This is a genomic window from Chryseobacterium sp. CH21, assembly GCF_004119445.1.
Classification (GTDB): Bacteria; Bacteroidota; Bacteroidia; order Flavobacteriales; family Weeksellaceae; genus Chryseobacterium.
This window is the reverse complement of sequence record NZ_QICI01000013.1, coordinates 108,506-120,461: the sequence shown is the minus strand read 5'-3', so window position 1 is coordinate 120,461 and position 11,956 is coordinate 108,506. Positions and strand designations below refer to the sequence as shown.

At 37.1% G+C, this 11,956-nt stretch carries 10 protein-coding genes; 6 read left to right on the top strand and 4 right to left on the bottom strand.

Translation table 11 applies throughout. The features are described 5' to 3' along the window. The first annotated feature begins 152 nt into the window (after positions 1–152). The 6 genes from BOQ62_RS01745 (at position 153) to BOQ62_RS01720 (ending at position 7,699) form a co-directional block, all read left to right on the top strand. The gene (locus BOQ62_RS01745; protein ID WP_129036701.1) at positions 153–755 is read left to right on the top strand and encodes a TlpA family protein disulfide reductase; all 603 of its coding nucleotides are present in this window, start codon (positions 153–155) and stop codon (positions 753–755) included. 38 nt (positions 756–793) lie between these two features. Continuing rightward, positions 794–1,357 (top strand): Crp/Fnr family transcriptional regulator, encoded by a 564-nt coding sequence (locus tag BOQ62_RS01740; protein WP_129036700.1) that lies wholly within the window; start codon positions 794–796, stop codon positions 1,355–1,357. A gap of 99 nt (positions 1,358–1,456) precedes the next feature. Next, positions 1,457–1,846 carry a RidA family protein gene (locus BOQ62_RS01735; RefSeq protein WP_129036699.1) on the top strand — a complete coding sequence of 130 codons (390 nt, stop codon included), beginning with the start codon at positions 1,457–1,459 and terminating at the stop codon, positions 1,844–1,846. 349 nt (positions 1,847–2,195) lie between these two features. Next, a complete protein-coding gene (locus BOQ62_RS01730; RefSeq protein ID WP_129036698.1) occupies positions 2,196–3,008 on the top strand; it encodes a hypothetical protein in 813 nt (270 codons plus the stop codon). A 158-nt stretch (positions 3,009–3,166) separates the two neighbouring features. Beyond that, on the top strand, positions 3,167–3,955 hold the full coding sequence (locus BOQ62_RS01725) for an SDR family oxidoreductase (RefSeq protein ID WP_129036697.1): 789 nt from the start codon (positions 3,167–3,169) through the stop codon (positions 3,953–3,955). Between the two features lie 261 nt (positions 3,956–4,216). Next, a complete protein-coding gene (locus BOQ62_RS01720; RefSeq protein WP_129036696.1) occupies positions 4,217–7,699 on the top strand; it encodes a DUF2723 domain-containing protein in 3,483 nt (1,160 codons plus the stop codon). Positions 7,700–8,002: 303 nt separating this feature from the next. On the opposite strand, the gene BOQ62_RS01715 is transcribed toward BOQ62_RS01720, so the two are convergent. The 4 genes from BOQ62_RS01715 to BOQ62_RS01700 are packed head-to-tail and all read right to left on the bottom strand — an operon-like array spanning position 8,003 to position 11,912. Further along, positions 8,003–10,252 carry a nitric-oxide reductase large subunit gene (locus tag BOQ62_RS01715; protein WP_129036695.1) on the bottom strand — a complete coding sequence of 750 codons (2,250 nt, stop codon included), beginning with the start codon at positions 10,250–10,252 and terminating at the stop codon, positions 8,003–8,005. Between the two features lie 13 nt (positions 10,253–10,265). Continuing rightward, the gene (gene ric / locus BOQ62_RS01710; RefSeq protein ID WP_129036694.1) at positions 10,266–10,991 is read right to left on the bottom strand and encodes an iron-sulfur cluster repair di-iron protein; all 726 of its coding nucleotides are present in this window, start codon (positions 10,989–10,991) and stop codon (positions 10,266–10,268) included. Positions 10,992–11,034: 43 nt separating this feature from the next. Continuing rightward, entirely contained in the window at positions 11,035–11,463 is a 429-nt protein-coding gene (locus tag BOQ62_RS01705) for a c-type cytochrome (protein WP_129036693.1), read from the bottom strand. Then, complete coding sequence (locus BOQ62_RS01700; RefSeq protein ID WP_129036692.1) at positions 11,460–11,912, bottom strand: hypothetical protein; 453 nt, start codon at positions 11,910–11,912, stop codon at positions 11,460–11,462. Before BOQ62_RS01700 ends, BOQ62_RS01705 begins: the two co-directional genes overlap by 4 nt. Positions 11,913–11,956 lie beyond the last annotated feature (44 nt).

Genomic DNA, 11,956 nt, shown 5'->3' with positions numbered 1-11,956 from the left:
TTTGAAAAAATTACCATGATAATAACTTGAAATACATGAAGAGGAAGTCTTTAAATCTTAGAATTTAAAGACTTTTTACTTTTAAAAACTATTCATTTGGAATATTCATCAGAATATTAATCTTATCTTGGCTAAGAATTAAGCGGAAGAATATGGAAAATCTGAAAACATGGCTAAAGAAAAATGCTTCTACTGCAATACTGACTGTGTTGTTTATTGTCATTCTGGTGAACAAAGATGCAAAGGCATGGCTGATGAGACAGGTTGCTTCCACGGGAATTCTCAATTCCAGCATATCGGAATCAAAAGAAATAAAAAATACCTCAACCAAAGCTTCCTATGCAGGGTTTAGCCTGAAAAATGAAGAGGGGACTGTTATTGAGTACTCAGCTTTACAAAATAAAGTGGTTTTCATTAACTTTTGGGCATCATGGTGTCCTCCGTGTCGTGCCGAGTTTCCGTCTGTTCAGAAACTGTATGATCGTTACAAAAATAATCCGGATCTGGTATTTCTTACTGTTAACCTTGATGATAATGTTGCTTTAGGAAAATCTTATTTAAAAGAAAAAGGTTTTACGGTCCCTTTCCTCACCCCGGCAGGTAATATTCCTGATGTACTTTATAGTGGTTCTTTGCCCACAACGGTCGTATTGGATAAAAAAGGAGAAATCCGTCTGCATCATAAAGGGCTGGCTGATTATAGCAAAGACTCGTTTTATAAACAGATTGATGAGTTGTTGAAACAAAAACTTTAGTCGTTTAAATTATATTTTATTTCGAAAGAATATTGAATATGCTGCATTTGCTGAGAACTCATATCGAAAAAATAATTCCGATTAGCGATGATGAATTTGAATTCATATCATCCTGTTTTACCTATAAAAAATATAAAAAGCATCAGTTTTTAGTACAGGAAGGGGAGGCAGTGCCTTACAATTATTTTGTATTGAAAGGTCTCCTGAAATTGGTGTATACAGATGAAACAGGAAAAGAACATATCATCGGTTTTGCTATGGAAGATTGGTGGGAAACAGATTTTCCGGCTTACTATCAACAAACTGCAGCTACCATGTCTCTGGAATGTGTAGAAGATACGGAAGTATTATGTCTTCAGCTGAATGACTATAGAAAACTTTGTGCAGGGCTTCCCAAACTGGAGCATTTCTTTCTTGAAAAAGCTTATATGGGATTTATTACTGCCCAGCAGCGTACAGTTTCCATGATGACAACCGGAATTAAAGAACGATATGATCAGCTTTTGAAAAAGTATCCTTCTTTGGTTCAGCGCGTCCCGAAATCTTTGTTGGCAGCTTATTTAGGGGTGTCAAGAGAAACCTTAAGCCGTTTACCGCTGTAAATTGTGATAATACTCACGTAATAATCGTGATCCGGATCACAGGAATTTATTGCCTCTGTTCTGCAATTTTGCATCATAACATATAATAAATTCAATACAATGGAAAAAAGAACAATTAATCCATGGAAATGGCAGGATGAGAGAAGTTATTCTCAGGCAGTAGAAGTAAAAAATATTAAAAGTACTTTATATTGCTCAGGGCAGGCAGCTATTGATCCTGACGGTACATCCAGTGATAAAAGTATGAAATCTCAGTTAGAGCAGGCCATTGCCAACCTGGAAGAAGTGATCCACTCAGCAGGATATGAATGTGAAGGCATTGTCAGGTTAAATATCTATACAACTTCCACAGAAGAACTCTGGCCTCATTTCCCTATTCTTCAGGAATGGATTTCTCAGCATAAGATTCAGCAAGCGGTAACCATGTTGGAAGTAAAAGGTTTATTTGAAACCTTAAAGGTTGAGCTTGAAGCTACTGTGGTGAAGTAAATCATAAACATGAATTTAAAACTAACCTTCAAATATAATTTGGAGGTTTTTTCTTACCATTGAATAAGTAGGTAAAGGTCTTTAGAATCCTCAGTTTTATTAAACACAAAGTTTTTTGGATTAAAAAAAGTACTGTTAATATTGAATGCCTTTTTAATAAATAGCTTGCAATCATAATTATATATTATAAAAACAAAAAATATTAACATTAAAGTTCCTCACTTTTATGTGAAATTCATTATATTTGATTTAATGTAAAGTGATTATTTAAATTGAATTTTCATTCATAAATCAATAATCAAATTTATATTAAAAAAATAATATAAGTAATAACTAAAAAAAAATTATTATGAAACGTAATCTCGTCTATTTTTTACTTCTTTTGACAAGTAATTTTATTTTTTTGAATGCACAGGTAGGTATTAACACAACTAACCCGCAAGGAGTTTTTAATATTGATGGTGCCAAAGACAATCCCGCTACCGGAGTTCCATCTGTAGCACAACAAGCCAATGATGTAGCAGTTACCGTTGGTGGAAATATGGGAATAGGAACTACGGTTCCAACCAATAAGCTCCATGTCAATGGGTCAGATCCGTTACGTCTGCAAGGAGTAGGAGCAGGAAATAGTAGCACAGATCCTTTGTTGGTAATTGATGCTAATGGAGTTGTAAAGAATATTGGTACATTGGGAGCTCTATCTATTCCCAGTCCGGCAGTTTTCCGTCTGGAAACCTCACAAAACAATTTTTTGCAGACACAGGGAGCAGGAGGATCACAGGTAGTGCCTATGAGTATTATAAAGAATTCCATTCCGGGGATGACTTATAATGCTGGGACAAGCACAATAACATTCCCTGCAGGAACTTATCAGATGACATTTGTTTATGAAGCGGGACATAATGCTACAGGATGTACAATTAGTTCGTATTTCGTAGATTTTCCTTTGAATGCTACAACTTCCAGAATTCATAGTACAGCATCACATGTGGAAGGTGGAATTTCCAGTCATGGAGGGACTATTACCTATGCCACTACACTTCCGGCCAACAGAAACTGGACAATCGCATTAGGAAGAGGCCAGTCAGGTAACTGTTCTGGTGCAGGAATGAGCCTTGCTGGAACATCTACGCAATTACTTGTTTTCCGAATTGGAGATTAATCCTGTAAATGTTCCCAAGACATTAATCAATCGAAAAGATTCTACAGACACAAATAATATAGCACTGGTTTATGCCGGTGCTTTATTGTGTTCGATAAGTTGTTTTAAAGTAAAGCTTTTCATACATTTATATGGAGTAATCAATAATCATTATAAAAATGAATATTCAACTTTTTTCAAAAAATGCTTTAGTAGGAGGAGCTACACAGGGAATAGGAGCAGGAATTGCTATAGAACTGGCAAAATGCGGAGCGAATGTTACTGTTATGGCCCGTAATGAAACAAAACTTAAAAATTTTGTTTCTTCACTGCCGGTTATCAATCCTGATCAGAAACATGAGTATCTCGTAGCTGATTTTTCGGATTTTGAAAGCTATAGAAAAATTATCGCAGCATATTTTAATGATCATTCAATAGATATTCTCGTAAACAATACTAATGGTCCGGAACCGGGTTTAGCAGTAGATAAGAATACAGACGATTATCAAAAAGCATTTGATCTTCTTTTTAAAACCGTTTGTGAAACCACGTTACTTGCTTTACCCCATATGATCACACAAAAACATGGTCGTATTATTAATGTTTCTTCTTTATCCGTAAAAGAACCTATAGGAAATCTGGCTTTATCTAATTCTATCCGTTCTGCAGTAATTGCCTGGGCAAAAACGCTTTCCAATGAAATTGCACAGCATAATATCACGGTAAATAATGTGTTAACAGGGTATTTCGATACGGAAAGAATTCAAAAACTGGTGGCTCATGAGGCTCAGCAAACTGGTTCAAAAGAAGAAGAAATAAAAAAGACGAGGGAAAATAAGATTCCTATGAAAAGATTTGGGCAACCCGAAGAATATGGACATCTGGTAGCGTTTCTGGCTTCAGAATATTCAAATTATCTTACAGGAACAAGTATTCCTTTGGATGGAGGATTGAATAATACGTATTAAAACTACTATTTAAGAAATAAATACTTTTTAAACCACAAAAGTTTTTAAACCTATTTCTGAACTCTCAACTTTATATATTAAAATATACTTAAGCTTATGAAAATCTTTGATTTTCTGCTTACAAGTGCTTTTTTACAACATACTTCTTAAACTTAATTAAACTAAGCTAAGGCTTCTGTGACTTTTGTGGTTGTGTAATAAAATACGTTCATGTAATAAATCCTTTCCTCCAATTGTCATATACATATTGGAAAATATGATATGAAAAACTGGTCTTTTAAAAAGTGGAACACCGTACTGGGATGGTTCCTTTTCGCTATTGCGCTTATTACTTATCTTTCAACGATAGAACATTCCCTGAGTTTTTGGGACTGCGGAGAATATATCTCTTCAGCTGTGAAACTTGAGGTAACCCATGCCCCGGGAGCGGCTTTATTTCAGATTGTGGGTGCTGTAGCAAGTATTTTTGCGTTAGGAAATGCTGAAAATTATTCCATTGTGATCAATGCTATGTCTGCATTATTCAGTGCATTTACCATTTTGTTTTTGTTCTGGACGATTACCCATTTTTTAAGAAGGCTTTTACATAAAGATGTTAAAGAAATTACAAAGCATCAGGAGGTCTCAGTTCTTTTTGCCGGAGTGATGGGTGCTTTATGCTTTACATTTTCAGATACATTTTGGTTTTCGGCCGTAGAAGGGGAGGTGTATTCAATGGCTTCTATGTTTATTGCGCTATTGGTATGGCTTATCACTAAATGGGAAAACGAATATAAAGCAGCTGACAGCGAACGGTGGATTATTCTTATTTTCTTTATCATCGGGCTTTCTGTGGGGGTACATATGATGTGCATGCTCGCTATCCCGGCGATATGCCTGGTGTATTATGCCAGAAACTATACTTTTTCGTGGAAGAGTTTTATCGTGGCGAATTTGGTTACATTGGGAATCCTTGCTTTCGTATTCAAGATGATTTTCCCTTTGATCATGACGATGTTCGGAAAGCTTGAAATTTTCTTTGTGAACGGATTGGGGCTGCCTTTCCATTCAGGGACTATTGCTGCATTTATTCTTATGTCAGTAATCGGTTATCTATTGATTAAATATGCCAGAAAAACTAAAAAACAGGTATACCAGACTATAGTTTTATCTCTTGTTTATATGATCATTGGATTCTCATGCTGGCTGGTGATTCCGATAAGAGCGAATGCCAATCCACCGATGAACCTTAATGATCCGGATACAGCTATTGGTATGAGAGATTATTATAACAGAGTGCAATATGGCGACTGGCCAACCATTTACGGACAGAACTACACTGCATTTCTAGACAATAACGGACTGGAAAAGGATGAAGAAGGGAATTATAAAAGAGACATCACCGGGGATATCTACGAAAAAGATGAAAAAACCGGGACCTACAGAAAGACCGGAGAAAGATTCAACTATGTTTTTAATAAATCTCATATCAGCTTCATGCCGAGAATGTTCAATGAAGATAAAGAAGTGATGGCAAATTATATTGCTTTATACGGAGCTCCTGATTTTACCTTTAATTATGATAACGCAGAAGTTGCAGACAATCCGGAAGCCAAAAGGATTTTTGAAGAACTGAGGGCAAAATATGAAGGAGATTCCATCACTGCAGAAGATTATCTGAAGGTAAAGCCTTATGATATTATCAGGGTAAAACGTCCTTCTTTGGCTCAGAATATGGATTATTTTTTCTCCTTTCAGAATGGATATTATTTTGTAAGATACCTGATGTGGAACTTTGTAGGGAGACAAAATGATCTTCAGGGGCATATGGAGAATACCAATGGTAACTGGATCTCAGGCTTTTCTTTTATTGATAATGCATTACTGGGGGATCAGGATCACATGCCTGCTAAGTTTAAAAATGAAAGTACCGTAAAGTTTTTCTTTTTGCCATTGATTTTGGGTTTGATTGGTTTCTTTTTCCAGCTGAACAAAGATTTCGGAAGATTTTATGCAATACTTTCTCTGTTTATTCTGACAAGCATGGGAATTGTTTTCTATACCGGAGTAAAGCCGTTTGAAGTAAGGGAAAGAGATTATGCCATGGTAGGTTCATTTTATGCCTTTGCCATCTGGATCGGTTTGGGATCGGGAGCCATACTTTGGTTAATTCAGACGAAGGTTAAATCCAATGCCGCTAATATTGTTTTGGGACTCGTTTTATTAGGAATTCCTTTGATGATGGGGTTCCAGAATTACACTTCACATGACAGAAGCAAGAAGACAGCAGCCCGTGATTATGCATACTCATTCTTACGTTCGCTGCCTAAAGATGATATTATGTTCATTTATGGTGACAATGATACTTTTCCGGTATGGGGCATTCAGGAAACGGAAAGATTCAGGGATGATGTGAAAACGGTCAACTTTACCCTTTTAGCTACTCCATGGAATATTGATCAGGTAAAAAGAAGAACATATAATGCGATGGGAATTCCGGGAGAATTGACCCATGAAGAATATAGAGAAGGTGTAAATGATGCAGTATATCTGATGACAAAACAAAATTGGGAACAGATTTTCCAAATGTTGAAAGAGCAGGGAGCACCAGATACTGCTTTTCAGGAGTTCAGAAAATACCTGACTCAGGATTCACTGACACTGAAGGATGCTATGAAATTCCTGAAATTAAAGTCACCCGAAAAAGATGAGTTGCTGAAGATGTACGTTGGAGAAAAATATGAAAAATATAATATTCTTCCGGTGAGTAAATTTATACTTCCTGTAAATAAAGAAAATGCCGTGAAATCCGGAATTATTAATAAAGCTGATCTTCCAAACACTGTAGATGAGATCATGATTAATTATGAAGCCAGTTTACTTTACAAAAGTAACATGATGATGCTCGATATGCTGGCCAATTTCGATTGGAAGCGTTCAATCAATTTCTCTTCAGGCGGAATGTATGATAGCGAAAATATTTTCTATCTGGATGATTATCTTCAATTTGACGGTTTCAGCTACAGACTGGTTCCTATTCACACTCCTCAGAAACCGGATGGAGACAAAGGAAGGGTAGATGCCAATTCTCTTTATCAGGTGGTGAAAAACTTCAGATGGGGAAATTTTAAAGATCAGAGTATTTATTATGATGAAACGGCTACATCTAATATTATGAGTTACAGAATGTCTGTGAGCAGAGCTGTATCTGCACTTGTGGCAAACGGGCAGAAAGCTAAAGCATTAGAATTACTGGATCTTGCTGTCAATGAAATTCCTGTGGAAAAATATAACGATCCGCGTTCATTAAGTGCAATGGTTACCGGATATATTGTTGCAGGAAAGGAACAGAAAGGTCTTCAGCTGGCTGAAATGCTCAAAAAAGGAATATTTGAAGAATATGATTATTACCAGAACCTTTCTCCTTCATTTAAAGCAGCAGCTAAAAGACAGATGAGGTCAAAACCAATGGAATATGCTCTGGTGGTTTCAGCCGTTACAGATGCTTACAAAACTTTAGGACAGAACGAAAAAGCGCATGCTTACCTCTTAAAATCAATGGAGCCAATTGACAAAAAATTCAGTGTTTTTATAAAGGGGCTTCAGCAGATGGGTAAAGAAAAAGCAGTTAAAGAAGCTGAAAATGTTCGTCAGATTGCTCCTTTCTATCAGTATTTATTCAATGTGATGGAGCCTTTTGATTCCAACTATTCCAGAAATAAAGAACTTGAAATTACCAATGCCATGATGAAAGCAACACAATAAATCTAAAATAAAAGCCTTTAAATATTGAATTTAAAGGCTTTTTTAATCTAAATGGAACTTTTTATAAACGCAAAGAATTAAATGCTTGATTCTATCTATTGAGGGAGTAAAGAGGTTTGATCAGTTTCATTGATCATTCTTAGGCGAATGCATTACCATAAAGCTTCATCTGCAACAAAGTCGCTCATCTTGGCATCCTTAAAATAAAGACAATGACAATATTCCTTTGCGTTAAAAATTAAAGTAATTAAATGATAATCAAACCTCATAAATTCAAAAGTCTAGGAGGTTTAAATAATTCTACTATCGTTTTTCTTTTAGCGACCAGCCAAATTTTAGTCCGATAATGAAAATCACTAAAAGCAGTTCGCCGGCAGCCAGTAAAATATCTCCCGGTACCCGCATCCATCTCAGAAAATGCATGATATCCGTCTGCATAAATTCTGCAGAACGCGCATACCAGTAACCTTCTTTTATAGAGGCCACAGACTGCATAATTCCTATAGGAAGAAGGCTGATGGTGACCATCACCAGCAATCCGATATTGATCATCCAGAAAGCCCAGCCTATTAATTTATCATTCCACTGTCGGTCAGGATAAAGCCCGCGCAAAACAAACATCATTAATCCGATCCCAAGAATTCCATACACTCCGAATAAAGCCGCATGGCCATGTACCGCAGTGGTATTCAGTCCTTGAATATAATACAATGCAATAGGAGGGTTAATTGCAAATCCAAAGATCCCTGCACCAAGGAAATTCCAGAAACACATGGCAATGAAACAATAGATAGGCCATTTGTAAGCCTGAATCCATGGGGTTGATTTGCTCAGTTGGTAATTCTGGTATGCTTCGTAACCTATCAGCACAAGCGGTACGATTTCCAGAGCACTGAAAGTGGCTCCCAATGCCAGTACGGCGGTTGGTGTAGCACTGAAATATAGATGGTGAAATGTTCCCAAAATTCCTCCGCCAAGAAAGATAATGGTAGAGAATAAAACGGCATTTGTAGCAGATTTTAGTCTTAATAATCCGAGTCTTGTAAATAAAAATGCAGCTACTACCGTTGCGAATACTTCAAAAAAGCCTTCTACCCAAAGGTGAACCACCCACCATCTCCAATATTCGGCAATGGCCATGTGAGTTTGTCTTCCATACATCAAGCCTGCACCATAAAATAAGGCAATGGCTACGGATGATAACGTAAAAAGTATCAGCAAATGACGGTCTCCATCTTTTCGTTTTAAAGCAGGAAGTAGCGCTCTTACCATTAAAATCAACCAAAGAATAAGCCCGATAAGCAGTAAGATCTGCCACACTCTTCCCAGTTCTACATATTCATATCCCTGATGCCCCCAAAGAAAATTATCTACCAGACCAAGCTTTTGCATCACACCAAGCCATTGCCCGGTTAAAGATCCCAGTACAACAATCAGTAAGGCTCCGAATAATACATTCACACCCAGTTTCTGATATTTCGGCTCATATCCTGAAACAGCCGGAGCAATATACAGACCTGTTGCCAGCCAAGAGGTCGCAATCCAGAATATCGCGAGCTGCACATGCCAGCTTCTGGAAACCGATTGTGGTAAAAACTGATCCAAAGGAATACCATAAAATCCGCTTCCTTCCACACCGTAATGCGCTGTAACGACTCCGGCAAGCATTTGTACAAGAATCAGCAAGGCAACCACCCAAATATATTTCAATGTAGCTTTCATAGAAGGGGTGGGCTTCATATTTCGCAGAGGATCTTCGTGTGGAAGCGCTTCGCTGATCTCTTCTTCTTCTTCTTTGTTTCGGGCATGATAAAATACCAAAAGACCTACACTCCCTAATAAAAGTAAAATGCTGAATCCCGACCATAAATGCAATGAAGGCGGAGGAACATTTCCTATAGATTCATCATGCGGCCAGTTATTGGTATAGGTCACATCATCTCCCGGTCTTTCTGTGATGCAGACCCAAGTGCTCCATGCAAAGAATGCATTCATTTTGGCCATTCTTCCAGTATCTTTGATGGTATTCTCAGGAATAGCGTACTGATCACGGAGTTTCGCCATGGAAGTATCATTCATAAATAATTTTGAATAGTACTGTGCAAGCTGTTTCTGCACTTCAGCCCGTTCAGGAGAGAAAACAATTTCATTTTTGCTTTCATTAAAAGTATTGGTACGAAGTTCTTTTTTCAGCAATACCTGATATTTAGCCTGTTCTTCATCCGGAAGATCTTTATACACTTTTCCGTCTTTTTTGGCCAGTTTATCAAGCAGGAGAACAGATTCCCGATGAAGATAATCGGCAGTCCAGTCCGGAGCAATATAGGCACCATGTCCCCAGATACTTCCTACCGTTTGCCCGCCAATAGACTGCCATACGTTTTGTCCGTCTTTAATATCCTGTGCGGTAGCCATCACGGTTCCGTCTGTGCTTACGATTTTATCCGGGATGGGTGGGATTTTTCTGTAAATTTCAGTTCCATAGAAGATCAATACAGCAAACGAAGCAACCATTACTACAGCAAGCCATATCCAAAGTTTTTTAGGTGTCATTCTGTATTAATTTTTAAGATTCAACGGCAAATTCTTTTTCCAGTCGGATAGCTTTTGGGAAAAGGATATTATTTTCAAGGTGAATATGCTTATGCAAATCATTTTCGAAGTCCTGAAGCATGGCAAAAGCTACTTTATAGGTGTTGCAGGCATCTGCAGGAGGTAGAAATTCATTGGTGATTTCCGCAATTCTTCTGAAACGGTCTCCTTCTATGGTGTGATCATGTTCCATCATATGAACAGGATTCTCTACAGTTCCGAAATGAGTCTTTGGAAGGGAGGTTCCGGAGATTTTAGCTTTCACCATATTTTTTACAAACGGGAACAGAATGAGTTCTTCTTTTTTCATGTGAGCGGCCAGATCATGTGCCGATTCGTTAAACAGAGAATTGACTTCAAACAGTTCAGGATGTCTGCCTCCGTGAACTTTACAAAGTTTATCAAGAAATGCCTGCAAAACGGATGTTTTTTCTTCTACATAACGATGGTGGGTTTTCTCAATATAATCTGTCAGAAGATCTAGTGGCCAGCTGTTGAAGTCTATTGCAGAACCTTCATTTTTTGGAAGGGCTTCCAGTTCTTCATAAATCTTTTCAGGAATAAGTTTCTTATTACTGCAAGCTTCTTCAATGGTTCTTCCGCCTTTACAGCAGAAATCAATACCATGTCTTTTAAAAATTGCGGCTGTTCTGAAATCTTCAGCAACCATATTTCCTATAAAGTCTGTTTTTGTATTCATAATATAATACTTTTTTGTCTTTTATTATTTTAAATTTTTTTATTTACTTTTTGAGTGATAAAATATATTTTACCATCTGTCTGACATTCTCTTTACTCAGTCCTGTATGAGGAGTCATGGGAATTTCTCCCCAATTGCCTTTACCACCGTCAATGATTTTTTGAGCCAGCATATCAAGATCTGCATCCGTATATTTTGCTGCAACTTCCTGGTAGGATGGACCTATTAGTTTTGAATCTATTTTATGACAGGTAAGACAATCTGTTCCTTCAATTAATTTCAATCCTTCATGTTTCGAAGCATCTGTGGAAACTGAAACTTCAGGAGCTTTTTCTACTGGCTGTGGCTCAATATTTTGTTGTGCAGAATAAGGCTCAACCTGTGGGATAGGAGTAGTTTCTGTTTTGGAACAGGAAAATAATGTTGTAGCTAAAACTATTGCTTTTGTGGTATTTAGAATAAGTGCTTTCATAATGAATCGTGTTTGTTATTGAATTGTAAAGTAATAGCTGTTATAAGTAAAAATGCTTTTGCCGTTTCGGTATAAATAAAATAGTCGTGCAATGGAGTAGGAGATAATGCTTTGCCTGCTGAAAGTAGATCGACCCTGGAATCCAATACAGGCAGCAACCAGAACTGTTCTAAAGCAAGTAATAAAAATAAGATGACCAGAATTATAAAATCAACTTTCTTATAATTTCTTCGGCTGATGAGCATTAGAACGAGTATTGCAATAAGAAATCCCCATTGTATTTTTGAAGAGAGTCCAAACATGAGTTTTCCCAATCCTAATGCTGTCGGAAGGGTGATTCCCGGAACCTGAAACTTCAGTGGGGTCTCCAAAAAGCTGATGGTTATCAACATTCCCGTCATCAGACAGAGCAGCATCAATACAAAAGGATTTTTAAGATATAATTTCATTGTTAGTTATTTAATATTAAAAGATCTTTTTATCTTTTATTTGT

Coding starts and splice junctions, on each gene's coding strand:
- BOQ62_RS01725 (WP_129036697.1), top strand. CDS start 3,167: ATGAATATTCAACTTTTTTCAAAAAATGCTTTAGTAGGAGGAGCTACA.
- BOQ62_RS01700 (WP_129036692.1), bottom strand. CDS start 11,912: ATGAAATTATATCTTAAAAATCCTTTTGTATTGATGCTGCTCTGTCTG.
- ric (WP_129036694.1), bottom strand. CDS start 10,991: ATGAATACAAAAACAGACTTTATAGGAAATATGGTTGCTGAAGATTTC.
- BOQ62_RS01705 (WP_129036693.1), bottom strand. CDS start 11,463: ATGAAAGCACTTATTCTAAATACCACAAAAGCAATAGTTTTAGCTACA.
- BOQ62_RS01735 (WP_129036699.1), top strand. CDS start 1,457: ATGGAAAAAAGAACAATTAATCCATGGAAATGGCAGGATGAGAGAAGT.
- BOQ62_RS01730 (WP_129036698.1), top strand. CDS start 2,196: ATGAAACGTAATCTCGTCTATTTTTTACTTCTTTTGACAAGTAATTTT.
- BOQ62_RS01715 (WP_129036695.1), bottom strand. CDS start 10,252: ATGACACCTAAAAAACTTTGGATATGGCTTGCTGTAGTAATGGTTGCT.
- BOQ62_RS01740 (WP_129036700.1), top strand. CDS start 794: ATGCTGCATTTGCTGAGAACTCATATCGAAAAAATAATTCCGATTAGC.
- BOQ62_RS01720 (WP_129036696.1), top strand. CDS start 4,217: ATGAAAAACTGGTCTTTTAAAAAGTGGAACACCGTACTGGGATGGTTC.
- BOQ62_RS01745 (WP_129036701.1), top strand. CDS start 153: ATGGAAAATCTGAAAACATGGCTAAAGAAAAATGCTTCTACTGCAATA.